This is a genomic window from Streptomyces coeruleorubidus (assembly GCF_008705135.1).
In the GTDB taxonomy this organism is placed as follows: domain Bacteria; phylum Actinomycetota; class Actinomycetes; order Streptomycetales; family Streptomycetaceae; genus Streptomyces; species Streptomyces coeruleofuscus.
The window spans coordinates 8016903-8039750 of record NZ_CP023694.1 but is presented as its reverse complement, the minus strand read 5'-3'; the positions used below and the strand labels follow the sequence as shown (position 1 = coordinate 8039750).

The window sequence follows — 22848 nt, the reverse complement described above, 5'->3', positions numbered from 1 at the left end:
GGCCTGCTGAACGCCGTCCCTCGGTCTACGGTGGAGGGGCTGACGAAGGAGCCGGACGTGCGGAACGTGGCGATCGTCGAGGCACCGTCCGTACTGGGGCTGCGCCCGACCGGCGTCGAGCAGCTGCCGGACGCACTCCTCGGCACCGGGCTCGCCGAAGGGCTGGGCGCGGTGCGCGCCGGCCGCGTCGAGCCGCCCCCGTACAACCCGCAGCGCGACCCGGACACCGGCGTCCTGAACCCCGGCGGCATCGCCGCGTACTCCACCGCGCTCGCCGACACCGTCGGCGCTGTCCTCGACGACGGCCGCTTCCCCGTCGTGCTGGGCGGCGATTGCAGCGTGCTGCTCGGCAACCTGCTCGCGCTGCGCCGCCGCGGCCGGAACGGGCTGCTGTTCCTCGACGGGCACACCGACTTCTACCAGCCGTCGGCGGAACCGGCCGGCGAGGTGGCCTCCATGGAACTCGCCCTGGCCACCGGGCGCGGCCCGCGCCTGCTGGCCGACCTGGAGGGCCGGGGCCCGCTGGTACGGGACGAGGACGTCGTCGCGCTGGGGTTCCGGGACGCGGAGGAGTCCGCGGCGTACGGAATGCAGCCGCTGCCGTCCGCGCTGCACGCGCTGGAGCTGGACATCGTGCGCGCCCTGGGGGCGGGCGAGGCGGCCCGGCGCGCGGTCGGGCTGCTGACCGGCGACGGCGCGGGCGCCGGGTACTGGATCCACCTCGACGTCGACGTGCTGGACGATGCCGTGATGCCCGCCGTCGACTACCGGCTCCCGGACGGGCTGACCTGGCAGGAGCTGGAGACCGTCCTGCGCGGGGCACTGTCCGGCGGCGGTGCCGTCGGCCTCGACGTGGCGATATTCAACCCCTGTCTGGATCCCGACGGGGCGATCGCGCAGCGCCTCAGCGACTGTCTGGTGCGGGCGTTCGACAGGGACGGCCAGGGCTGAGCGCGGCGCCGGTCAGTCCCCGTGGTCGTGCACCGTCGCCTGTATCCCCCGCCGTATCAGCCGCTCCTCGATCAGCGGCTCGACCCGGGACCACTTGCCGCCGGCGAGACCGCAGCCGATGCGGGGCATGTGGACGGTCGCGCCCAGTTCACCCCAGCCCCCGAGGTCGTTGCAGACATGGGCGATGACCTTGGCGCCCTTCACCGACGGAACGGTGGCGTCACCCCGGACATACCTGATCCCCGACATGACGCCACCGTAGGCCCTGCCACCGACAGTGGCTTGGGCCTGCTACTTCGTGAACTGCGACAGCTCCTGGTCGGCCGTCTGCGACACCCGGCGGCGGATGCCGAACCAGCCCGCGACCAGCGCGGCCGCGATCAGCGGGACGAGCAGCAGCGTCTTGCGGCCGACCTCGGGGTCGTTCCACATCATGCCGAGGCAGGCCAGCAGGAAGGCGATCGTGGTGATCTCCGTGACCGGGCTGCCGGGGAGACGGAAGGAGGGGCGGGTGACCAGGCCCTCCTTGGCGCGGCGGACGAAGACCAGGTGGCAGATCATGATGATCACCCAGGTGCTGATGATGCCGAGCGAGGCGACGTTCAGCACGATCTCGAAGGCCTGGGCCGGCACGAGGAAGTTCAGGCCGACGCCGAGCACGCACACCGCGCAGGTCAGCAGGATGCCACCGTAGGGGACCTGGCTGCGGTTCATGCGGGCGGTGAACTTCGGCGCCGAGCCGGCCATCGCCATGGAGCGCAGGATGCGGCCCGTCGAGTACAGGCCCGAGTTCAGCGAGGACATCGCGGCCGTGAGGACCACCAGGTTCATCACGTCGCCCGCCGCCGGGACGCCGATCTTCGACAGCACCGTGACGAAGGGGCTCTGGCCGGCCGAGTAGACCGAGCCGGGCAGCAGCAGGGCCAGCAGGACGACCGAGCCGACGTAGAAGAGACCGACCCGCCACATGATCGAGTTCACCGCGCGCGGGACGACCTTCTCCGGCTCGGCGGTCTCACCCGCGGCGACACCGACCAGCTCCAGCGCGGCGTACGCGAAGATCACGCCCTGCATGACGAGGACGACGGGCATCATGCCGTGCGGGAAGACGCCGCCGTTGTCGGTGATGACGCTCAGGCCGGGCGTCTGGCCGCCCACCTCGTGCTGGGTGGCGAGCAGGAAGATGCCGATGAACATGAAGCCGACGAGGGTTGCGACCTTGATGATCGCGAACCAGAACTCCATCTCGCCGAAGATCTTCACCGAGATCAGGTTCACGGCCAGCACCACCGCGAGGGCGATCAGCGCGAGCACCCACTGCGGGATGTCGGTGAACATGCTCCAGTAGTGCGTGTAGAGCGCGATCGCGGTGATGTCGGCGATGCCGGTGGTCGACCAGTTCAGGAAGTACATCCAGCCGGCGACGTAGGCGCCCTTCTCACCGAGGAACTCGCGCGCGTACGACACGAAGGAGCCCGAGGAGGGGCGGTAGAGCACGAGCTCGCCGAGGGCCCTGACCACGAAGAAGGCGAAGATGCCGCAGACCAGGTAGGCGATCGCCAGGGCCGGGCCCGCGTTGTGGAGGCGACCGCCGGCGCCGAGGAAGAGGCCGGTGCCGATGGCCCCGCCGATGGCGATCATGTTGACGTGGCGGGCCTTGAGGTCCTTGCTGTAGCCGGCGTCGCCCGCGTCCGCGGGCACCTGGGCCGCATCGGTACGCGGCGTGGCCGCAGCCGTGTTCACGGCGTCCTTGCTCACGGGTGGTTCCACTCTCTGGTGCGCCCGGACGTCGTGGGCCCGGGGTCCGTACAGTGCAGTGGCCCGTACCACCCTTGTGACGCGGCACAGACCAAGCCAGCACCTTCCCACACCGATCCGCTCGCATACGGTGACCGGCGTCACAGAGCGTGACTCCTCACAAGATCCATCAGGGAGCGGCACAGCCGCCACCCGACGTTCACTTCAGGGTCACGAGGGAATGCGGAGGAGGTTTCACAGCACTGGTGAGACAGCGATACTGCTGCACATGACGACCGACACCGAGGAACCGACCCTCACGATCGACGAACTGGCCGCCCGGGCCGGTGTCACGGTGCGCACGGTCCGCTTCTACGGCACGAAGGGGCTGCTGCCGCCGCCGGTGCTCGGTCCCCGGCGCGTGGGGCACTACGGGCGGGAGCACCTGGCCCGGCTGGCGCTGATCGAGGAGTTGCAGCACCAGGGCATGACGCTGGCGGGCATCGAGCGCTATCTGCACCGGTTGCCGCCCGACCTCAGCGCGCGCGACCTCGCCGTTCACCGGGCGGTGGTGGCCTCCTGGGCGCCGGACACCGTCGAAACGGTCACGCGGGAGGAGCTGGAGCGCCGGGCCGGGCGGCCGCTCGGCGACGAGGACGTCGAGCGGCTGGTCGCGATGGGCGTGCTGCGGGCGGCGGACGGCGACTACGAGGCCGATCTCGGCCTGCTCCGGCTGGGCGTCGGGCTGCTGGACGTGCCGCTCTCCCAGGAGGCGATCTTCGCGGCGCGCAAGGTTCTCATCGAACACTCGCGCGCCGCGGCCCGTGAACTCTCCCAGCTCTTCCGCGGCGAGGTGGCGGAGCGTGACGCGCGGGACGTGCGGTCCCTGTCGGCGCACATGCAGCCTTTGGTGGTGCAGGCGCTCCTCACCGCTTTCCAGCGGTCGCTGAAGGAAGAGCTGGGCGAGTGGCTCACCGAGCCCTCGGAAGAGTCACGCTGAGTCGCTGAACCGCTCCCCCTTCTCCGCCTTCTCCACCAGCAGCGCGGGCGGCGTGAACCGGTCGCCGTAGCGCTCGGCGAGTTCACGCGCGCGTGCCACGAACCCGGGCAGACCGCCCTCGTAGCCGTTGATGTACTGGAGCACGCCACCCGTCCAGCCCGGGAAGCCGATGCCGAGGATGGAGCCGATGTTGGCGTCGGCGACGGAGGTCAGCACGCCTTCCTCCAGCAGCCGGACGGTGTCCAGCGCCTCGGAGAAGAGCATGCGCTCCCGCATATCCTCGAACGGGATCCGATACCCCGGCTCGGTGAAGTGCTCGCGCAGGCCCGGCCAGAGTCCGGTGCGCTTGCCGTCCTCCCCGTAGTCGTAGAAGCCGGCGCCGCCGCTGCGGCCCGTGCGGCCGAACTCGTCGACCATGCGGTCGATGACGGCCTCGGCGGGATGGGGCGTCCACGTGCCGCCCGCCTCCTCGACCGCCCGCTTCGTCTCGGCGCGGATCTTGCGGGGCAGGGTCAGCGTCAGCTCGTCCATCAGGGACAGCACCTTGGCCGGGTAGCCGGCCTGGGCGGCGGCCTGTTCGACCGAGGCGGGCTCCACGCCCTCGCCGACCATGGCGACGCCCTCGTTGATGAAGTGCCCGATGACGCGGGAGGTGAAGAAGCCCCGCGAGTCGTTGACGACGATCGGTGTCTTGTTGATCTGCCGGACCAGGTCGAAGGCGCGTGCCAGGGCCTCCTGCCCCGTGCGCTCGCCCTTGATGATCTCGACGAGCGGCATCTTGTCGACCGGCGAGAAGAAGTGCAGTCCGATGAAGTCGGCCTGGCGCTCGACGCCTTCGGCGAGCGCGGTGATGGGCAGCGTGGAGGTGTTGGAGCACAGCAGCGCGTCGGGCGCGACGACATGCTGGATCTCCTGGAACACCTTGTGCTTGAGGGACGTGTCCTCGAAGACGGCCTCGATGACGGCGTCGCAGCCCGCCAGGTCCTGCACCTCGGCGGTGGGAGTGATGCGGGCGAGCAGCGCGTCTGCCTTCTCCTGCGTCGTACGGCCCTTGGCGACGGCCTTGGCGCAGAGCTTCTCGGAGTAGCCCTTGCCCTTGACGGCCGCCTCCAGGGAGACGTCCTTCAGCACGACGTCGATGCCGGCGCGGGCACAGGAGTAGGCGATACCCGCGCCCATCATCCCGGCGCCGAGGACGGCGGCCTTGCGGACCTGGCGGGGCTCGATGCCCTGGGGGCGGTTGGCGCCGGAGTTGACCGCCTGGAGGTCGAAGAAGAAGGCCTGGATCATGTTCTTCGACGTCTGCCCGGCCGCGAGTTCCACGAAGTAGCGGGCCTCGATGACCTGGGCGGTCTCGAAGTCGACCTGGGAGCCCTCGACGGCCGCGGCGAGGATGTTGCGCGGGGCCGGGTAGGGGGCGCCGTTCGTCTGCTTGCGCAGCGTGGCCGGGAAGGCGGGCAGGTTGGCCGCGAACTTGGGGTGGGCCGGGGTGCCGCCGGGGATCTTGTACCCCGGCTTGTCCCAGGGCTGCTGCGACTCGGGGTTGGCGTCGATGAAGGCGCGGGCCTTGGCCAGCATGTCCTCCTGGGTGTCGGCCACCTCGTCGACGAGGCCGTTCTCCAGGGCGCGGCGCGGGTTGTACTGGGTGCCCTGGAGGAGGACCTTCAGCAGGGCGTCGGCGATACCGAGCAGGCGGACGGTGCGGACGACGCCGCCGCCTCCGGGCAGCAGGCCGAGGGTGACCTCGGGGCAGCCGATCTTGGAGCCGGGCGCGTCGAGGGCGACGCGGTGGTGGCAGGCCAGGGCGATCTCGTAACCGCCGCCCAGGGCGGCGCCGTTGAGCGCGGCGACGACCGGCTTGCCGAGGGTCTCGATGCGGCGCAGGTTCCGCTTGATCGCCATGCCGCCGTCGAACAGCTCCTGGGCCGTCTCGGGCGTGACCCGGATCAGGTCGCGCAGGTCGCCGCCGGCGAAGAACGTCTTCTTCGCGGAGGTGATGATGACGCCCCGGATGGTGTCCTTCTCGGCCTCCAGGCGGTCGGTGACGGCGGCGAGCGAGTCGCGGAACGCCTGGTTCATGGTGTTCGCCGACTGGTTCGGGTCGTCGATGACCAGGGTGACGAGGCCGGTGCGGTCCTGTTCCCAGCGGATGGTGGTGGATTCAGTGCTCATGTGGAGGTGCTCCGTGTGATCCGTCGGGAGGGGGTCAGATGCGCTCGACGATCGTGGCGACGCCCATGCCGCCGCCGACGCACAGCGTGGCGAGGCCGTAGCGCTTGTCCTGGCGCTCGAGTTCGTCGACGAGGGTGCCGAGGATCATCGCGCCGGTCGCGCCGAGGGGGTGGCCGAGCGCGATGGCGCCGCCGTTGACGTTGACCTTGTCCAGGGACAGGCCCATGTCCTTCACGAAGCGCAGCACGACCGCCGCGAACGCCTCGTTGATCTCGACGAGGTCGATGTCGTCGATGGTGAGTCCGGCCTTGGCGAGGGCCTTGCGGGTGGCGGGGGCGGGGCCGGCCAGCATGATGGTCGGCTCGGAGCCGGACACGGCGGCGGAGACGATCCGCGCGCGGGGCGTGAGCCCGTAGCGCTCGCCGACCTCCTTGGAGCCGATCGCGACGAGCGAGGCGCCGTCGACGATGCCGGAGGAGTTGCCCGCGTGGTGGACGTGGTCGATCTTCTCCACCCAGTGGTACTGCTGGAGCGCGACCGCGTCGAAGCCGCCGAGTTCGCCGATGTCCGCGAAGGACGGCTTCAGCTTGGCGAGGGAGTCTGCGGTGGTGCCGGGGCGCATGTGCTCGTCGTGGTCGAGGACGACGAGGCCGCTGCGGTCCTTGACCGGGACGACGGACTTGTCGAAGCGACCCTCCTTCCAGGCGGTGGCCGCGCGCTCCTGGGAGAGGGCCGCGTACTCGTCGACGTCGCGCCGGGAGAAGCCCTCGATGGTGGCGATGAGGTCGGCGCCGATGCCCTGCGGCACGAAGTTGACCTGGAGGTTGGTCATCGGGTCGTTGAACCAGGCACCGCCGTCGGAGGCCATCGGCACCCGGGACATCGACTCGACACCGCCCGCGAGGACGAGGTCCTCCCAGCCCGAACGGACCTTGGCGGCGGCCAGGTTGACGGCCTCCAGGCCCGAGGCGCAGAAGCGGTTCTCCTGCACACCGGCCACCGTGTCGGGCAGCCCTGCGGCGATGGCGGCGATCCGGGCGATGTCGGAGCCCTGGTCGCCGACCGGGCCGACGACGCCGAGCACGATGTCGTCGACGGCGGCCGGGTCCAGGTCCGGGAAGCGGGCGCGGATCTCGTGGATGAGTCCGACGACCAGGTCGATGGGCTTGGTGCCGTGCAGGGCGCCGCCTGCCTTGCCGCGCCCGCGCGGGGTGCGGATCGCGTCGTACACATACGCTTCGGTGCTCACGAGGAGGCCTTTCACTGAGGGTTGCGGGACGACGGCAGAAGCCCGGGGACGTCCCAGTCCCGGGCGACGTCCGCCGTGTCGGCGCCCGGCCGGGCCGGGCCGGTGCGGACGGAGGTCGGGGTCGTGGAGAAGCGCGGGGCCGGGGCGGGCTGGGTGATGCCGCCGTGGTCGGTGAAGGTGCCGCGGGCGGCCAGGTGCGGGTGGTGCGGGGCCTCGCGCAGCGACAGCACGGGCGCCACGCACGCGTCGGTGCCGTCGAAGACGGCCGTCCACTCGTCCCTGGTACGGGTCTTGAAGCGGGCGGCGACCTGTTCGCGCAGTTCACCCCAGCGGGTGACGTCCTTGCGGGCCGCGGCCTGGTCCTCGATGCCGAGGAGGGTGAGGAACTCCTCGTAGAACTGCGGCTCCAGTGCGCCGACGGCCATGTACCGGCCGTCGGCCGTCTCGTACGTCCCGTAGTAGGGGCAGCCGCCGTCCAGGAGGTTGGCGCCGCGGCGGTCCTGCCAGCCGCCGGCGGCGAGCATGCCGTGGATCATCGTGGCGAGGTGGGAGACGCCGTCGACGATGGCGGCGTCGACGACCTGGCCTGTGCCGGTGGCGCGCGCGTGGTGCAGGGCGGCGAGGACGCCGACGACGAGGTAGAGGGAGCCGCCCGCGTAGTCGCCGAGGAGGTTGGCCGGGACCGCCGGCGGCTCGTCGGGGCGGCCGATCATGCCGAGGGTGCCGGTGGGGGCGATGTACGCGATGTCGTGCCCTGCGCGGTCGGCGAGCGGGCCGTCCTGGCCCCAGCCGGTCATCCGGCCGTAGACGAGGGACGGGTTGCGGGCGTGGCAGGGCTCGGGGCCGACGCCGAGGCGCTCGGCGACACCGGGGCGGTAGCCCTCCACCAGGACGTCGGCGCGGGCGGCGAGGCCGAGCACCCGGTCCGGGCCGTCCGGTGCCTTCAGGTCGACGACCACCGAGCGCTTGTTGCGGTTGGTGACGTCGTACGCCGGGTCGATCGCGAGGCCGGGGCCGCCCGGGCGGTCCACGCGCACGACGTCGGCGCCGAGGTCGGCCAGGAGCATGGCGGCGAACGGACCGGGCCCGATGCCGGCCAGCTCGACGACGCGCACGCCGGTGAGCGGGCCGTGTCCGGGCGTCGTTGCCGTGGTCATCCAGCCCCCAGTGCTGTGACACAAGTGATGTAACACCAGTGATGCTAAGAACACGTTCCACTCGGCACAAGAGCCGAACGAGCAAGCGCTTAGCAATCTGCCCGACGCGTCAGCTTCCGTCCAGCTCCGCTATCAGCCGCTTGGGTGCGATCACCCGGTAGCTCTCCTCCACCCAGTCGCAGAGCACCTCCGCGGCCGGGGCGTCCTGCTGCTCCAGGGGGATGCTCACCCAGCCCGCCTTGCCCAGGCCGTAGCCGGCGGGCTCGGCTCCGGGACTCGCCAGCGCGTGCGCGTGCGCCGTCTCGTCCTTGAGCTTCACGGTCACACCCAGGGGGTAACTGCCGTCCTCGACACCGAGGAAGACGAACACCTTCTTGTTGACCTTCGCGACGGACTCGCCCCAGGGGAACTCCTCGACGGCGCCCGGCAGTCCCAGTGCGAACGCGCGCACTTTCTCCCACTTCTTCAGGGCATTCCTGGGCACGGCCATCGTCGTCCTCCGGGCTCGTCGTCGGGCTCCGCACTCCTCACGCTAGCCTCGGCCACCGACAGCGGCACGGGCTGCACGACCGAGGGGTGTCATGAGCAGGCTGAACAGGACGGACCGTCCGTACGACATCGTGCTCTTCGGAGCCACGAGTTTCGCCGGAGCGCTCACCGCGGAGTACCTAGCGGCCCACGCGCCCGAGGGGCTGCGGTGGGCGATCGCGGGCCGCAGCGCGGAGAAGCTGGAGCGGCTGCGGGAGCGGCTGCCCGGCGGCGAGGAGGTCGGGGTGCTGCGGGCGGACGTCTCCGACCCGGCCTCGGTGCGCGCCCTCACCGAGCACGCGCGCGTGGTGGCCACGACGGTCGGCCCCTACATCACGTACGGCGAGGAACTCGTGGCCGCCTGCGCGGACACCGGGACCGACTACCTCGACCTCTGCGGCGAGCCCGAGTTCGTGGACCTGATGTACGTGCGGCACGACGCACGCGCGCGTGAGACCGGGGCACGGCTGGTGCACGCCGCCGGGTTCGACTCGATCCCGCACGACCTGGGCGTGTATTTCACCGTGCAGCAGCTGCCGGAGGACGTGCCCCTGACCGTGGAGGGCTTCGTCACCGCGGACGCGGCGTTCTCGGGCGGGACCTTCGCCTCCGCTCTCAACCAGTTCGCGCGGCAGCGGGAGATGGCGGCGGCCGCGCGGGACCGGCGGCGGCACGAGCCGCGGCTGGTGGGCCGGCGGGCGTCGGCGCCGGCGGGTGCACCGCGGTTCGCCAAGGAAGTGGGCGCGTGGGCGCTGCCGATGCCGACCATCGACCCGCAGATCGTGCGGCGCTCGGCGTCGGCCCTCGACCGGTACGGCCCCGACTTCCGCTACCGGCAGTACGCGGCCGTCCGGCACCTGCCCGTCGCGGTGGGCGGTGTCGCGGCCGTCGGCGCCCTGGTCGCGGCGGCCCAGGTGCCGCCGGCGCGGCGCTGGCTGTCGGGCCGGCTCAGGCCCGGGGCCGGGCCGAGTCCCGAGAAGCGGGCGAAGAGCTGGTTCTCCCTGCGCTTCGTGGGCGAGGGCGGCGGCCGGCGGGTGTACACGGAGGTCTCGGGCGGCGATCCCGGCTACGACGAGACGGCGAAGATGCTCGCCGAGTCGGCGCTGTGCCTGGCCTTCGACGATCTTCCGAAGACGGCGGGGCAGGTCACCACGGCGGTGGCGATGGGCGACGCGCTGATCGGCCGGCTGCGCGCGGCGGGCATCCGCTTCCGCGTCGTGTCGACCCGCTGAAGGGACCCCGAGGGCTTCTGGCCTAGAGCGGCCACTCGACGATGGTGTAGATCATCCCGGCGATCCAGCCGATCCCCGCCAGCACGGCGAGGATCAGCCCTATGGTGACGGCCCGCTCGACAGTCTGGGTCGGGCCGGCAACAGGCTTGGGGGCGCGGTGCGTTGTCATGGCCCCAGCCTGCCGACGGGGGCGGGGGCCGGGCATCCGTACAGGTACTCAGAGCCGGTACTCAGATCTGCCGCCCCCGCCCGGGCAGGCCCATTCCCCTGGTTTGAGACTTTCCCGCCTTCCGCTCCTGGCGATAGCTCGAAAAGCGCCAAGAAGGAGTTCAATGAAACCATTGAAGGCATGAAGTTTCTTCTGGAAGTCACCATGGACGACGCGGCGTTGGCGAAGGACCCGGCGGGCGAGCTGGGCCGGATCCTCAGGTACTGGGGCGGCAACCTGCGCCACTACTCACTACGGCCCGGGGACGGGTCGGTCATCTACGACTCGGAGTACCGCGAGGTGGGCCGCTGGAGCGTGGCCGGTCAGGCGGAATAGGTCTCCCGCAGCGCCGTCCGGCAGAGCGCGTCCGCCCTGCGCGTGGTCTCCGGGAGGCGGTACTCGGGAGTCAGCGCGAGGGTGTGGGCGCAGGCGTTCGCCAGGGACACGCGGTGGCCGACGGAGACGAAGACCGGCTTGACGCCGTCGCGCGTGCGCAGGGCCCGGCCGACCTCCTCGGGACCGGCGAGCAGCGCGGAGGTGCTGCCGCGCGGGGTGTCCGGGTCGTCGTAGGTGAAGGTGAAGGGGTTCTTGGCGACGCCGATCGTGGGCAGGCCGGTGAGGACGCCGAGGTGGCTGGCGAGTCCGAAGCGGCGGGGGTGGGCGAGGCCGTAGCCGTCGCAGACCACCAGACCGGGCGGGCACGGCAGGGCGTCGAGGGCGGCGAGGACCGTGGGGACCTCGCGGAAGGCGAGCAGTCCGGGCACGTAGGGGAAGGAGACCCGGCCCACGGCCGTGGCCTCGGCGACGACGTCGAGGCTCGACGCGTCCAGGACGACCGCGGCCGCCGCCACGACGTCCCGTTCGTCGTCGTAGGCGACGTCCACCCCTGTCACATGGCCCGTCCCGGGCGGCGGCCCCGGTTCGTCGAGGATCACGCGCTCGCGGAGTTCGTCCTGGACTGCGCGGGCCTGTTCCTCGGTGGCGGGCCAGTCCTCGGGGATGCGTACGGTCGTCATGGTGCCCCCGAGCCTATGGGCTCCTGAGGCCGTGGGCTGCTGGGGCTGCGGCCTGATGGGACTGCGGGCCGCGCGGAGGCCGGCGGGACCCGGGAGTCCCGCCGGCCTCGGGGGGTGTGCGGCTCACTTGCCCAGCGCGCGCTGGAGCTGGCTCTTGTTCATGTGGGAACGGCCTTCGACGCCGCGGCGCTTGGCCTCCTGGTACAGCTGGTCGTAAGTGGGCCCCTGGGAGCCCTGGCCGGAGCGCTGACCGCCACGCTTGCCGGACGACATGTCCTTGGTGGAGGTGCGGCTGGCCGTCTTCGACTCGCCGGAGCGGGCGCGTTCCTTGTTCACCGTCCGCGAGGCGATCTCCTTGGCGCGGCCGGTGCTCTCGCCCCGGTCCTGCGCACTCTTCTTGATGTGCTCGTACTGGCGCTCCCGCTTGGAGCTCGAACCGCGTGGCATGACCGCTCACTTCCTTTCAGCTTCAGTGAACGAGTACCCACACTGCCAACAATCAGGGCATAGCGCGCGCTCAATGCTCCAGGCGGGCAACCCGCCCCTTCTCGCCGGCCGCCCAGCACCCTTGGTCCGGGGTGCAGTCGACGGTGTCGTAGGAACCGGTGTCGACCGTGCGCCAGGTGCGGCCGCCGTCCGTGGTGAGGTCGGTGCCGGTGGGGCCGACGGCGAGGGCGGCGGTGCGGCTGTGCGGGAGCCAGGCGACGCCGGAGCGGTAGGCGGGCGGGGGCGCGGCGGCGGGGCGCCAGGTGCGGCCGCCGTCGCCGGTGCGCGCCGCGGCGTTCGGTGAGGGCCGGCCGGGGGTGAAGTCGCCGCCGACGGCAAGACCGTGGGTGCGGTCACGGAAGGCCAGCGCGAAGACGCCCCGGGCCGGGTCGCCCGCCGGGACGGGCGTGTCGGTGGCCGTCCAGGTCCGACCCCGGTCGGCGGAGTGCAGCACGCGCGCGTGCGCGGCCCCGCCGGTGGCGAGCCAGACGTCCTTCGGTCCGGAGGTCACCAGACACTGGCCGCTCGCGGCGAATCCGGCCTCGCCGTCCTGCGCCGCCGGCATGCCCTCGTCCGGCAGCACCTTCCAGGTGCGGCCGCCGTCGCCGGTCGACAGGATGCGGAACTTCCCGTCCACCGGGTCGCTCATCGCGAGGCCGTGACGGTGGTCGAAGAAGGCGAGGCAGTCGTAGAAGGCCTTCGGGTCGGTGTTGCGGAAGGACTCCGTCCACGTCGCCCCGCCGTCGTCGGTGCGGTACACGCGGGACGCCTCGCCCTCGCCGATGGCCAGGACCACGGCCCGCCGCGCGTCGAACGCCTCGACGTCCCGGAACTGCAACTCCGCCGCGCCCGGGGGCGAGACGTTCCGCCAGGTCGCCCCGCCGTCGGTGGTGCGCAGGACGGTGCCGCCGGTCCCGGCGAGCCAGGCGGTGTTCCGGCTGACGGCGGCCAGGCCGCGGAACCGTACCTCCGGGGTGCCGGTGTTCTTGAGCTCCCAGTGCGGCACCCGGCGTTCCGGTTCGTGCGCCTGCGCCGGTACGGCCGTCAGGGCGGCGAGCGCGACCAACGCCGCCGTCCCCGCCGCCACTCCGGTCGCCCTGCTCCGTGTCCGGCCCGTCCGTCGCGTGATCCCCAAGCGCCTCATGGCCGGCGAAGCTAGCCCACCCCCCGGGTGCCGTCCAGATGGCCTCGCCCATGCCGCGGGTGGTCCGGTGGGCGCCACAAGTGCCCTGCGAGGAACACGAGGAGAGCCACATCACTCTGGTGCATGAACGCGGTGACAGAGGTCACTCGCACTTCGTGTGCACGGATTGGCTGATTCCGTCGTCTCTTCCAGTGCCCGGCCTCATCCGCCCGGAAGTGTCCCGTCCAGCCGTCACAAGGGAGCAAGGCGTTGTCCATCGTCATCGAGCAGCCCGTGGAGGCCCGCCTCGTCGCCGCCGCGCCGCGTATGCCGAGCATTCCCGCGACGCTCCACTACGACCGACGTGATCCGTTCGCCGTCCGCATGACCTTCCCCGCCCCGGCCACGCTGGAGGGCGTCGAGGTCTGCTGGACCTTCTCCCGCGAGCTGCTCGCCGCGGGCCTGAGGAACGCCGAGGGCCACGGCGACGTGCGGGTGCGGCCGTACGGGTACGACCGCACGGTGCTGGAGTTCCACGCTCCCGAGGGCACCGCCGTCGTGCACGTCCGCTCCGGCGAGGTGCGCCGGTTCCTGGAGGCCACGAGCGAGCTGGTGCCGGTCGGGCTGGAGCATCTCCAGCTTGATCTGGACCACGGCCTGGCGGAGCTGATGCGGGACGCGTGCTGAGCCGACGCGTGCCGGGCTGACGTGCCCGCTCCAGCAGGGCGTGGGATGGCCTGGGCGATGCCCGAACCCCGCGGGCAACCCGACCAGCGGCGGCTGGGCCACGGCCGGCAGGAATCCGACGTGGACGTGGGTCAGGGCGGGGTCGTCGCCGTCGCCGTCGCGGCGAGCGCCGTACTGATCTCGCGGACGATCTCCCCGAGCCCGGGCACCGACGACACGGCACGTCCCGCCAGCTCCCGCACGCGCTGCTCGTGGGCGCGGACGTCCTCTCCGGGGAGCAGTTCCGCCGAGGCGGCCAGCGTCACGAGCGCCGCGTCCCGCTCGGAGATCCCGGCGACCGGCTGCGGCCCCCGGAGGACCTGACGCGTCTCCTCCCGCAGCGCCTCCACGGCGGCGACGCGCTCCAACGCGTACTCCACGGACGGGAACACCCCGAGGACCCGCTTCTTCTCCGCCCGCAGAAACCCCTCGGCCACCAGTTGCTCCCGCACCGCGTCGAGGGTCACCCGCGAGCGCAGCGTCACCCAGGTCCGCCAGGGGTGCGGGCACGACTCGCGGACGAGTTCCAGCAGCCCGTCGAGGACCGCGTCACCCGTGCCGGAGTCCAGGTCGACCGGCGTGGCGATGCCGTCCTCGTCGACGAGCAGGCCGCGCCGGGCCAGCTCGGTGAGGGCACCGGCCCGTACCGGGCCGAGCAGGTGGGCGGTGCCGGTGTCGGCCGGCCACGCGGGGTGCCAGGCCAGCAGGCAGAGCCGGGCCGGCAGCGAGAGCGGGCCGTTGGGCACGGGGCCTCCTCGGGGAGGGAAGATCGGGTCTCACGTTAATCCGTTGACAGGCCCGACGCCCCCTCGTACGTTGTACAGCGTCCTGTTGCCGCCGATTGGAGAAGGACGTTGCTCGTCTGAGGTCCTGAGACACCGCGTCACCCACATCCGATGGGTGCGCTGCGTGCGACCTCGGCGTTCGAGCCGTCCTCCGGTGCAGGGCTTTTCTCATGCCCCCTGGAGCCTCCTCCCTGGTCGCAGGTGTCTCGACACGCGTTTGCCCCTGACCGCATCAAGCAACCGCGAAAGAGGCCCGCATGCCTACTTCCATCACCGTCACCTCCCTCGCCTTCACCTGGCCCGACGGCACCCCCGTCTTCGAGGACCTCGACGTCTCCTTCGGCCCGGGCCGGACCGGCCTGGTCGGCGTCAACGGGTCCGGCAAATCAACCCTGTTGAAGCTGATCGCCGGTGAACTCGCTCCGGCCGACGGCACCGTCCGCGTGGCCGGCGAAGTCGGGTACCTCCCGCAGAACGTCACGCTCGACACCACCCTGCGCGTCGACGAGGCGCTCGGCATCGCCGCCCGGCGGGCCGCGCTGCACGCCATCGAGGCGGGCGACGTGGCCGAGGCGCACTTCGAGACCGTCGGCGACGACTGGGACGTGGAGGAGCGCGCCCTGGCCACCCTCGGCGAACTGGGGCTCGGACACGTGGAGTTGGACCGCTCGATCGGCGAGGTGTCGGGCGGCGAGTCGGTGCTGCTGCGGCTGGCCGCGCTGCTGCTGCGCCGGCCCGACGTGCTGCTGCTGGACGAGCCCACCAACAACCTCGACCTGTACGCCCGCAGGCGGCTGTACGCGGCCGTCGAGTCCTGGCCGGGCGTGATGGTCGTCGTCAGCCACGACCGGGAACTGCTGGACCTCGTCGACCAGATCGCGGACCTGCGCTCCGGGGAGATCACGTGGTACGGCGGCAACTACTCCGACTACGAGGAGGCCCTGGAGATCGAACAGGAGGCGGCCGAGCGCATGGTGCGCGTCGCCGAGGCCGACTTCCGCAAGCAGAAGCGCGAACTGACCGACGCCCAGGTCAAGCTGGCCCGGCGCAAGCGGTACGGGCAGAAGATGTGGGACCAGAAGCGTGAGCCGAAGATCGTCATGGGGGCGCGCAAGCGCGCGGCGCAGGAGTCCGCGGGCAAGCACCGGATCATGCACGAGGAGAAGCTCGCCGAGGCCAGGGAGCGGCTGGACGAGGCGGTGGAGGCCGTGCGGGACGACGACGAGATCCGCGTCGACCTGCCGTACACGGCCGTGCCGCCGGGGCGTACGGTCCTCACCCTCCAGGATCTCGGGCTCCGGTACGGCGCCCGGGTGGCGGGCGGCTTCGATCTGCGCGGGCCCGAGCGGGTTGCGCTGATCGGACGCAACGGCGCGGGCAAGACCACGCTGCTGCGCACGATCACCGGGGAGCTCGCTCCCGAGTCGGGCGAGGTACAGGCGCACGTCCCGCTGCGGTTCCTGCCGCAGCGGCTCGACGTCCTCGACGGGGAGCTGACCGTCGCCGAGAACGTGGCCCGGTTCGCACCGGGCGCCACCAACAACCGGGTCCGGGCGCGGCTGGCCCGCTTCCTGTTCCGGGGCGCCCGGGCCGACCAGAAGGCGGCGACGCTGTCCGGCGGCGAACGCTTCCGGGCGGCGCTGGCCGCGCTGATGCTGGCCGAGCCCGCGCCGCAGCTGCTCATGCTGGACGAGCCGACCAACAATCTCGACATGGCGAGCGTGCGGCAGCTCACCACGGCCCTGGAGTCGTACGAGGGGGCGCTGATCGTGGCCAGTCACGACCTGCCGTTCCTGGAGTCGATCGGCATCACCCGCTGGCTGCTGCTGGAGGACGGAGAACTGAAGGAAATCACGCCAGAGGCTGTCGGGTTTCCCGCCTAGCGTCGGTGGCATGACCGACTTCACGCACGATGTCATCACCCTGACCGGAGCCCGCGAGAACAACCTCAAGGACGTCACCCTCCGCATCCCGAAAGGCCGGCTGACGGTGTTCACCGGCGTTTCGGGGTCGGGGAAGTCGTCCGTCGTCTTCGACACGATCGCGGTGGAGTCGCAGCGCCAGCTCAACGAGACGTATCCGTGGTTCGTCCGCAACCGGCTGCCCAAGTACGAGCGGCCGCACGCGGACGGCATGGAGGACCTCTGCCCCGCGATCGTCGTCGACCAGCGGCAGGTCGGCGGCCACTCGCGGTCGACCGTCGGCACGATGACGGACATCTATTCGGTGATCCGGGTGCTGTTCTCCCGGCACGGCGTCCCGAGCGCCGGGCCGGCGACCGCGTACTCGTTCAACGACCCGTCGGGCATGTGCCCCGAGTGCGACGGCCTCGGCCGGACGGTACGGCCCGACTGGGACCGCATCCTGGATCCCGACCGCTCCCTCGCGGGCGGGGCGGTCCGCTTCCCGCCGTTCGCCGCGGGCACCTGGCAGGGCCAGGCCTACACGAACAGTGCCGACCTGGACCCGGACAAGCCGGTGGGGCGGTTCACCGCCGCCGAGCGCGCGTTCCTGATGCGCGGACGGCCCGGCAGCAAGGTCACCGTCAACGGCAGCGGCGGCACCTGGACCACCGAGTACGAGGGGCTGGCCGACCGTTTCGAGCGGCTGTACCTGAAGCGGGACCTGTCGGCCATGAGCCAGAAGACCCGCGACCTGGTCCGGGAGTTCCTGGTGGAGGGCACCTGCCCGGTCTGTCACGGAGCGCGGCTCAATGCGGCTGCGCTCGCCACCCGGATGGGCGGCCGGAACATCGCCGACTGCACACGGATGCAGGTCACGGACCTGATCGCCGTGCTGAAGGAGATCGACGACCCGGTGGCCGGGCCCATCGCGGGGGCGGCCGTGGCCGCGCTGGAGCGCGTCGAGGCGATCGGCCTCGGCTACCTCAGCCTCGACCGGGAGACCGCGACCCTCAGCGGCGGGGAGGGGCAGCGGCTCAAGACGGTGCGGCACCTCGGCTCCAGTCTGAGCGGGATCACGTACATCTTCGACGAGCCGAGTGTCGGCCTGCACCCGCGCGACGTGGGCCGTCTCGGCGATCTGCTGCTGCGGCTGCGCGACAAGGGCAACACCGTGCTGGTCGTCGAGCACGACCCGGACGTCATCGCGCTGGCCGACCACGTCGTCGACATGGGGCCCGGGGCCGGCACCGAGGGGGGCCGCGTGGTCTTCGAGGGCACACCGGCTGAACTGGCCGCCTCCGACACCCTCACCGGGCGCTGTCTGCGCCGCCGTACGGCGGTCAGGGAACAGGTGCGGCGGGCCGACGGCGAGCTGTGGGTCAAGGGCGCCGACCGGCACAACCTGCGCGACGTGACCGTACGGTTCCCGGCCGGTGTGCTCACGGCCGTGACCGGGGTGGCGGGGTCGGGGAAGAGCACCCTGGTCGGGGAGTTCACCGCCGCGCACCCCGACGCCGTGGTCGTCGACCAGTCGTCGATCGGGATCTCCGGCCGGTCCACCCCGGCGACCTATCTGGGGATCATGGACACCGTACGGAAGGTCTTCGCCCGCGAGACGGGAGCCGAGGCGGGCTTCTTCAGCTTCAACTCCAGCGGCGCCTGCGGCACCTGCGAGGGCCGGGGCATCATCTACACCGACCTCGCCTTCATGGACCCGGTGACGACGACCTGCCACGACTGCGAAGGGCGGCGCTTCAAGGACGAGGTGCTGCGGCTGACCGTCAAGGGCAGCTCCGTCGCCGACGTCCTTCAGATGACGGCCGAGCAGGCGCTCGGCTTCTTCGACGACCCGGGCGTACGGCGCCGGCTGCGCGCCCTGCGGGACGTCGGACTGACGTATCTGACGCTCGGCCAGCCCCTCTCCACGCTCTCCGGCGGCGAACGCCAGCGCATCAAGCTGGCCACGCGGCTGCACCGGACGGGCGCGGTCTACGTCCTCGACGAGCCGACGACCGGGCTGCACATGGCGGACGTGGAGGGCCTCGTCGCCCTGCTGGACCGGCTGGTCGACACGGGCAACACGGTCGTCGTCGTGGAGCACAACCTGGACGTGATCGCCCGGGCCGACTGGGTGATCGACCTCGGCCCGGACGGCGGCAGGGACGGCGGCGAGGTCGTCTTCGAGGGGACGCCGCGACAGCTCCTCCACGCACGGGGATCGTTGACCGGGGAGCACCTGCGGCGGGCGATGGCGGCATCGCCCGTCACCACGCGGGTGTGAGCTCCCCGGTGAGCGGGACGTCCGGGAGCGCCGTGTTGCTGACGACGGCGAGGCGCGGGCCGCCCGGGCCGTGCTGCCACTGCCCGCCGACCAGTGGCAGCAGGGCGTTGTCGGGGGTCGGTCCGCGGGTCCAGTCGAGGGTGCCGGCGATGGTGTCGAGGGTCGTTCCGGCGAGGGCCTGCGCGACGGACGCCCGGTCGGTGGGGTCGGCCGCGACGGTGAGGGCGTGGTGGGCGGTCTCCACCAGGGCGTGGGCGAGGCCGAGGGGCTGGAGCCAGCCGTCGCCGGTGGCCTTCCGGTAGGCGTGGGTGAGTTCGGCGCAGGTGGTGCCGTCCAGGCTGGAGCGGTAGGGGTGGCCGGGGCTCCAGCGCTCGCCCGAACACCCGCTGAGACGGCCGGACCGGAAACCACCCAGGCCAAGTGCCACGCGCACCGGCAGCGGGCCGAACCAGCACCCGCTCGGGTGCCCTCTGAGACGCCGGTCGGAGCCGACCGGACCAAGTGCGGCCCTGGCCGGCAACGAGCAGGCCCGCCCACGCCTGGACGCCCTTCTGAGGTGCCGGGCCCAGAATCGCCCAGCCGGGCACGGCCCGGTCCGGCAGCAGGCCGGGTCCGGCGGAACCCTGCCGGATGGCCCGCCGAGGCGTCGGGCCGGGGCGGGACGGGCTGCCGGCCGGTCGGGGCGGCAGCGGGTATTCACCTGCTGCCTGGCGAGGTACCGGGCTGCCCGCCACCTCCCCGGGGGTGTCGCCCCCCGGGTTCGCCCTGCATGATGGTCGGCTGACGCCCGATGGGTTCCGGCCGATCCCGGAGGCTCCGTCGGCGCTGTCCAGACACGTCCCATCCGATACGGAGTCACGCTCGTGCCCAGCAAGAAGGCCCTCGTCCGCCGCCCCAGCCCGCGTCTTGCCGAAGGGCTGGTGACACACATCGAGCGCGAGAGGGTCGACGCCGACCTCGCGGTCGAGCAGTGGGAGGAGTACGTGAAGGCCCTGCGCACGCACGGCTGGGAGACCATCGAGGTGGACCCGGCCGACGACTGCCCGGACTCGGTGTTCGTCGAGGACACGGTCGTGATGTACAAGAACGTCGCGCTGATCGCCCGCCCGGGTGCCGAGTCCCGGCGTGACGAGACCGCCGGGGTCGAGGAGGCCGTGGCCGGCCTGGGCTGCTCGGTGAACTGGATCTGGGAGCCGGGCACGCTGGAGGGCGGCGACGTACTGAAGATCGGCGACACCGTGTACGTGGGCCGGGGCGGGCGCACCAACGCCGCCGGCGTCGAGCAGCTGCGTGCCGCGTTCGAGCCGCTGGGGGCGCGGGTCGTCGCCGTACCGGTGAGCAAGGTGCTGCACCTGAAGTCCGCGGTCACGGCGCTGCCCGACGGGACGGTCATCGGGCACATCCCGAGGATGGACGCGCCGTCGCTGTTCGCGCGCTTCCTGCCGGTGCCGGAGGAGGCCGGGTCGCACGTCGTGCTGCTCGGCGGTGCCAAACTGCTGATGGCGGCGAGCGCGCCGAAGACCGCGGAGCTGTTCGCGGACCTGGGGTACGAACCGGTCGTCGTGGACATCAGCGAGTTCGAGAAGCTCGAGGGATGTGTGACATGCCTCTCGGTGCGGCTGCGGGGGCTGTACGCCTAGGGGACGGGCACTCCACCTGTGCGGCCCCTCTACCTGCGGGTCCGCCGGAGGGGTGGTGTGCCTTCGGGCGACGCCGCTGATCAGCGGTCTTTACAGCGTTCTTAACTTACGGCAACGTAACCTACGGAAACGTAGCCTACGATTCCGTAAGTTACCGCTCACCGCTCGTACGCATGTCCCCCTGGAGAGTCCATGACGATCACCACTCCCCACCTCGGTAGCCCCGCCGGCGCCTGGACCGACGCTCAGCTGCTGCACGCACTGGAGGAAGTGGTCGAGAAGGAGCTCAACCGGCATCTGCAGGTCGCCAAGGACTGGATGCCGCACGAGTACGTCCCCTGGAGCGACGGGCGCAACTTCCCCGGCCTCTTCGAGGACGGCGAGGCCTGGGACAAGGAGCAGTCCAAGGTCACCGAGATCGGCCGCATCGCGCTCGTCGTGAACCTGCTGACCGAGGACAACCTGCCCAGCTACCACCACGAGATCGCCTCGCTCTTCGGCCGCGACGGCGCCTGGGGCACCTGGGTGCACCGCTGGACGGCCGAGGAGGGCCGGCACGGCATCGTGATGCGCGACTACCTGCTCACCTCGCGCGCGGTCGACCCGGACAAGCTGGAGCAGTTCCGCATGTCGCACATGAGCGAGGGCTTCGAGTCGGACAACCGGCACTCGATGCTCCACTCGATCGCCTACGTCGCCTTCCAGGAGCTGGCCACCCGCATCTCGCACCGCAACACCGGCCACCAGTCCGGCGACCCGGTCTGCGACCGCATGCTGGCCCGCATCGCGACCGACGAGAACCTGCACATGGTCTTCTACCGCAACCTCCTCAAGTCGGCGTTCGAGCTCGCCCCCGACCTGACCATGCAGGCCGTGCGGGACGTGGTCGTGAACTTCCGGATGCCCGGCCACGGCATCCCCGGCTTCGAGCGCGCCGCCGCGCAGATGGCCATCGGCGAGGTCTACAACGTGCGCATCCACCACGACGACGTGCTCCAGCCGGTGCTGCGCTTCCTGAAGGTCATGGAGATCGACGGCCTGGGCCCCGAGGGCCGCAAGGCGCAGGAGGAACTGGGCCTGTACATGGACGGCCTGGACAGCGAGGCGACGAAGTTCGACGAGAAGCTGGCCGCGCGCAAGGCCCGCATGGCGGCCCGGGCAGCCGGCGCCTGACGCCCGACCCGGCACATCCGGTTCCACGACTGCGGAGCCCCGACCGCCACGAGCGGCCGGGGCCCCGGCGTGCCGGCGCCCGGCCACGGGCCGGCCGCCACCCGCGCGACGCGCGAGGGCTTGCGGAGACTTCCACGCGGCCGCGACCGCGCCACGGCACACGGCTACCGCGACGTACGCCGCAGTTCCAGCCGCTCCTTCTCCGACAGACCGCCCCAGACACCAAAGCGCTCGTCGTTGTCCATCGCGTACTCGAGGCAGGCGTCACGGATCGGGCACATGCCGCAGATCCGCTTCGCCTCCCGCACCGAGCTGCCGGGTTCGGGGAAGAAGAAGTCCGCCCCGGTCTGCGCGCACAACGCCTCCTGCTGCCAGGCGAGTTCGGGCGAGATCATGGTGTCGATGTGCATGGCCAGAAGCGTTCCGGACGGCGAAAAACGTTCGATCAACGCGGGATCAACACCGTATTGACGGGCCTCCGGCCACCTTGATGGTCACCCGCCGGACGGGCTGACGCACGGCGGCGCGCGGAAACCCGGCATCACGCCACGGCGGCACTCCGGCGGCGCTCCAGCGGCGCTTGTCAGTGGGCGGTGCGAGACTCGGCAGAGTGGACGAACGGGCCCCAGCGCGAGGAGGGCGACGATGCTCACCACCCGTTATGTGACCGGCGCTCCGAACTGGATCGATCTCGGCACCCCCGACATCGACGGCGCCACCTCCTTCTACGGCGACCTGTTCGGCTGGGAGTTCCAGCCCGGCGGCCCCGAGGTGGGGGGCTACGGCCTCTTCCAGCTGGGCGGCAGAACCACCGCCGGTGGCATGCAGACCACACCGGAGCAGGGCCCGCCCTCCTGGACGGTGTACTTCCAGGCCCCGGACGCGGACGCCACGGCGCGGGCGGCCGGGCAGGCGCACGGGTCGGTGCGGATGCAGCCCATGGACGTGCAGGACCTGGGCCGCATGGCGATCCTCGCCGACCAGGCTGGGGTGTCCTTCGGCCTGTGGCAGCCGGGCCGCAACACGGGCCTGGACGTCGTCCGGGAGCCCGGCTCGCTGTGCTGGCTGGAGCTGTACACGGCGGACGTCCCGGCCGCTGCCGCCTTCTACCACTCCGTGCTCGGCCTGGAGACCTTCGGCGTCGACTTCCCCGGCGGCACCTACACCACCTTCGCCCCGGCCGGAGAGGGTGAGGACGCCATGTTCGGCGGCGTCGTCCCGCTGGCCGACGACCCGGCCGAGGAGGAGGCGCACTGGCTGCCGTACTTCGAGGTCACCGACACGGACGCCACCGTCGCCCGGGCCCGGGAACTGGGCGGCACGGTCCGCATGCCCGCCACGGACGTGCCGGACGTGGGTCGCGTCGCCAAGCTCACGGACCCGTACGGAGCGCGTTTCGCGGTGATCCGCAGCGAGCCCCAGCCGGGCTGAGGCACGCCCGCCGCATCTCTGCGGACACCCGCCGGTCACGCGGGCCCCC

General features: G+C 71.7%; 23 protein-coding genes. 10 read left to right on the top strand and 13 right to left on the bottom strand.

The annotated features are described in order from the left end of the window. Positions 1-57 precede the first annotated feature (57 nt). Positions 58-951 (top strand): arginase family protein, encoded by an 894-nt coding sequence (locus CP976_RS36950; protein ID WP_150484233.1) that lies wholly within the window; start codon positions 58-60, stop codon positions 949-951. A gap of 12 nt (positions 952-963) precedes the next feature. Here CP976_RS36950 and CP976_RS36945 read toward each other — a convergent pair whose 3' ends face one another. Both CP976_RS36945 and CP976_RS36940 read right to left on the bottom strand, forming a co-directional pair. Continuing rightward, complete coding sequence (locus CP976_RS36945; protein WP_150484232.1) at positions 964-1200, bottom strand: macro domain-containing protein; 237 nt, start codon at positions 1198-1200, stop codon at positions 964-966. A gap of 42 nt (positions 1201-1242) precedes the next feature. Then, on the bottom strand, positions 1243-2709 hold the full coding sequence (locus CP976_RS36940) for an amino acid permease (protein WP_150484231.1): 1467 nt from the start codon (positions 2707-2709) through the stop codon (positions 1243-1245). A gap of 268 nt (positions 2710-2977) precedes the next feature. Here CP976_RS36940 and CP976_RS36935 point away from each other — a divergent pair, with 268 nt between their 5' ends. Next, on the top strand, positions 2978-3688 hold the full coding sequence (locus CP976_RS36935; RefSeq protein WP_190146909.1) for a MerR family transcriptional regulator: 711 nt from the start codon (positions 2978-2980) through the stop codon (positions 3686-3688). Here CP976_RS36935 and CP976_RS36930 read toward each other — a convergent pair. From CP976_RS36930 to CP976_RS36915, 4 genes are all read right to left on the bottom strand, one after another. After that, positions 3680-5860: a 3-hydroxyacyl-CoA dehydrogenase NAD-binding domain-containing protein gene (locus CP976_RS36930; protein WP_150484229.1), complete on the bottom strand. Its 2181-nt coding sequence runs from the start codon at positions 5858-5860 to the stop codon at positions 3680-3682. The genes CP976_RS36935 and CP976_RS36930 overlap by 9 nt on opposite strands. A 34-nt stretch (positions 5861-5894) precedes the next feature. Beyond that, positions 5895-7109, bottom strand: a complete 1215-nt coding sequence (locus CP976_RS36925) for an acetyl-CoA C-acetyltransferase (RefSeq protein WP_150484228.1) — start codon at positions 7107-7109, stop codon at positions 5895-5897. A gap of 11 nt (positions 7110-7120) precedes the next feature. Then, on the bottom strand, positions 7121-8266 hold the full coding sequence (locus tag CP976_RS36920) for a CaiB/BaiF CoA transferase family protein (protein WP_150484227.1): 1146 nt from the start codon (positions 8264-8266) through the stop codon (positions 7121-7123). A gap of 109 nt (positions 8267-8375) precedes the next feature. Continuing rightward, the gene (locus CP976_RS36915; protein WP_150484226.1) at positions 8376-8756 is read right to left on the bottom strand and encodes an MmcQ/YjbR family DNA-binding protein; all 381 of its coding nucleotides are present in this window, start codon (positions 8754-8756) and stop codon (positions 8376-8378) included. 91 nt (positions 8757-8847) lie between these two features. Between CP976_RS36915 and CP976_RS36910 the strand changes: the two genes are divergently transcribed. Next, on the top strand, positions 8848-10026 hold the full coding sequence (locus CP976_RS36910) for a saccharopine dehydrogenase family protein (protein ID WP_150484225.1): 1179 nt from the start codon (positions 8848-8850) through the stop codon (positions 10024-10026). A 22-nt stretch (positions 10027-10048) separates the two neighbouring features. Here CP976_RS36910 and mmpA read toward each other — a convergent pair whose 3' ends face one another. After that, positions 10049-10195, bottom strand: a complete 147-nt coding sequence (mmpA, locus tag CP976_RS43115; RefSeq protein ID WP_167537491.1) for a morphogenic membrane protein MmpA — start codon at positions 10193-10195, stop codon at positions 10049-10051. 180 nt (positions 10196-10375) lie between these two features. Between mmpA and CP976_RS36905 the strand changes: the two genes are divergently transcribed. Then, a complete protein-coding gene (locus tag CP976_RS36905) occupies positions 10376-10570 on the top strand; it encodes a hypothetical protein (protein WP_150484224.1) in 195 nt (64 codons plus the stop codon). Here the strand turns inward: CP976_RS36905 and CP976_RS36900 are convergent. The 3 genes from CP976_RS36900 to CP976_RS36890 all read right to left on the bottom strand — a co-directional run bounded on the left by CP976_RS36900 (position 10558) and on the right by CP976_RS36890 (position 12880). Then, positions 10558-11250: an endonuclease V gene (locus CP976_RS36900; RefSeq protein WP_150484223.1), complete on the bottom strand. Its 693-nt coding sequence runs from the start codon at positions 11248-11250 to the stop codon at positions 10558-10560. The genes CP976_RS36905 and CP976_RS36900 overlap by 13 nt on opposite strands. 123 nt (positions 11251-11373) lie before the next feature. Then, positions 11374-11697, bottom strand: a complete 324-nt coding sequence (locus CP976_RS36895) for a plasmid stabilization protein (protein ID WP_150484222.1) — start codon at positions 11695-11697, stop codon at positions 11374-11376. Positions 11698-11767: 70 nt separating this feature from the next. Beyond that, positions 11768-12880 (bottom strand): WD40/YVTN/BNR-like repeat-containing protein, encoded by a 1113-nt coding sequence (locus CP976_RS36890; protein ID WP_229875656.1) that lies wholly within the window; start codon positions 12878-12880, stop codon positions 11768-11770. Between the two features lie 249 nt (positions 12881-13129). Between CP976_RS36890 and ssgD the strand changes: the two genes are divergently transcribed. Then, positions 13130-13546 carry a spore wall synthesis regulator SsgD gene (gene ssgD, locus CP976_RS36885; protein WP_086852655.1) on the top strand — a complete coding sequence of 139 codons (417 nt, stop codon included), beginning with the start codon at positions 13130-13132 and terminating at the stop codon, positions 13544-13546. Positions 13547-13677: 131 nt separating this feature from the next. Here the strand turns inward: ssgD and CP976_RS36880 are convergent, their stop codons facing one another. Beyond that, positions 13678-14331: a GOLPH3/VPS74 family protein gene (locus CP976_RS36880; RefSeq protein ID WP_150484221.1), complete on the bottom strand. Its 654-nt coding sequence runs from the start codon at positions 14329-14331 to the stop codon at positions 13678-13680. Between the two features lie 296 nt (positions 14332-14627). On the opposite strand from CP976_RS36880, the gene CP976_RS36875 reads away from it, so the two are divergent. After that, positions 14628-16253 (top strand): ABC-F family ATP-binding cassette domain-containing protein, encoded by a 1626-nt coding sequence (locus CP976_RS36875; protein ID WP_150484220.1) that lies wholly within the window; start codon positions 14628-14630, stop codon positions 16251-16253. Between the two features lie 10 nt (positions 16254-16263). Then, positions 16264-18555: an ATP-binding cassette domain-containing protein gene (locus CP976_RS36870; protein ID WP_150484219.1), complete on the top strand. Its 2292-nt coding sequence runs from the start codon at positions 16264-16266 to the stop codon at positions 18553-18555. Here CP976_RS36870 and CP976_RS36865 read toward each other — a convergent pair. Further along, positions 18539-18982, bottom strand: a complete 444-nt coding sequence (locus CP976_RS36865; protein WP_190146908.1) for a type 1 periplasmic-binding domain-containing protein — start codon at positions 18980-18982, stop codon at positions 18539-18541. The two genes, CP976_RS36870 and CP976_RS36865, sit on opposite strands and share 17 nt — an antisense overlap. 436 nt (positions 18983-19418) lie before the next feature. Between CP976_RS36865 and ddaH the strand changes: the two genes are divergently transcribed. After that, positions 19419-20195 (top strand): dimethylargininase, encoded by a 777-nt coding sequence (gene ddaH, locus CP976_RS36860; RefSeq protein ID WP_150484218.1) that lies wholly within the window; start codon positions 19419-19421, stop codon positions 20193-20195. Positions 20196-20387: 192 nt separating this feature from the next. Further along, positions 20388-21368, top strand: a complete 981-nt coding sequence (locus CP976_RS36855; protein WP_150484217.1) for an acyl-ACP desaturase — start codon at positions 20388-20390, stop codon at positions 21366-21368. A gap of 164 nt (positions 21369-21532) precedes the next feature. On the opposite strand, the gene CP976_RS36850 is transcribed toward CP976_RS36855, so the two are convergent. Continuing rightward, positions 21533-21778 (bottom strand): WhiB family transcriptional regulator, encoded by a 246-nt coding sequence (locus CP976_RS36850; RefSeq protein WP_059415692.1) that lies wholly within the window; start codon positions 21776-21778, stop codon positions 21533-21535. A 235-nt stretch (positions 21779-22013) separates the two neighbouring features. Here CP976_RS36850 and CP976_RS36845 point away from each other — a divergent pair, with 235 nt between their 5' ends. Beyond that, positions 22014-22799, top strand: coding sequence for a VOC family protein (locus tag CP976_RS36845; RefSeq protein ID WP_150484215.1), 786 nt, complete (start codon positions 22014-22016; stop codon positions 22797-22799). Positions 22800-22848: the final 49 nt, after the last annotated feature.

Excerpts from the sequence above, each read along its gene's own strand:
- CP976_RS36945 (WP_150484232.1), bottom strand. The coding sequence starts at position 1,200 with ATGTCGGGGATCAGGTATGTCCGGGGTGACGCCACCGTTCCGTCGGTG.
- CP976_RS36935 (WP_190146909.1), top strand. The coding sequence starts at position 2,978 with ATGACGACCGACACCGAGGAACCGACCCTCACGATCGACGAACTGGCC.
- CP976_RS36930 (WP_150484229.1), bottom strand. The coding sequence starts at position 5,860 with ATGAGCACTGAATCCACCACCATCCGCTGGGAACAGGACCGCACCGGC.
- CP976_RS36920 (WP_150484227.1), bottom strand. The coding sequence starts at position 8,266 with ATGACCACGGCAACGACGCCCGGACACGGCCCGCTCACCGGCGTGCGC.
- CP976_RS36915 (WP_150484226.1), bottom strand. The coding sequence starts at position 8,756 with ATGGCCGTGCCCAGGAATGCCCTGAAGAAGTGGGAGAAAGTGCGCGCG.
- CP976_RS36910 (WP_150484225.1), top strand. The coding sequence starts at position 8,848 with ATGAGCAGGCTGAACAGGACGGACCGTCCGTACGACATCGTGCTCTTC.
- mmpA (WP_167537491.1), bottom strand. The coding sequence starts at position 10,195 with ATGACAACGCACCGCGCCCCCAAGCCTGTTGCCGGCCCGACCCAGACT.
- CP976_RS36905 (WP_150484224.1), top strand. The coding sequence starts at position 10,376 with ATGAAGTTTCTTCTGGAAGTCACCATGGACGACGCGGCGTTGGCGAAG.
- CP976_RS36900 (WP_150484223.1), bottom strand. The coding sequence starts at position 11,250 with ATGACGACCGTACGCATCCCCGAGGACTGGCCCGCCACCGAGGAACAG.
- CP976_RS36895 (WP_150484222.1), bottom strand. The coding sequence starts at position 11,697 with ATGCCACGCGGTTCGAGCTCCAAGCGGGAGCGCCAGTACGAGCACATC.
- CP976_RS36890 (WP_229875656.1), bottom strand. The coding sequence starts at position 12,880 with ATGAGGCGCTTGGGGATCACGCGACGGACGGGCCGGACACGGAGCAGG.
- CP976_RS36875 (WP_150484220.1), top strand. The coding sequence starts at position 14,628 with ATGCCTACTTCCATCACCGTCACCTCCCTCGCCTTCACCTGGCCCGAC.
- CP976_RS36870 (WP_150484219.1), top strand. The coding sequence starts at position 16,264 with ATGACCGACTTCACGCACGATGTCATCACCCTGACCGGAGCCCGCGAG.
- CP976_RS36855 (WP_150484217.1), top strand. The coding sequence starts at position 20,388 with ATGACGATCACCACTCCCCACCTCGGTAGCCCCGCCGGCGCCTGGACC.
- CP976_RS36850 (WP_059415692.1), bottom strand. The coding sequence starts at position 21,778 with ATGCACATCGACACCATGATCTCGCCCGAACTCGCCTGGCAGCAGGAG.
- CP976_RS36845 (WP_150484215.1), top strand. The coding sequence starts at position 22,014 with ATGCTCACCACCCGTTATGTGACCGGCGCTCCGAACTGGATCGATCTC.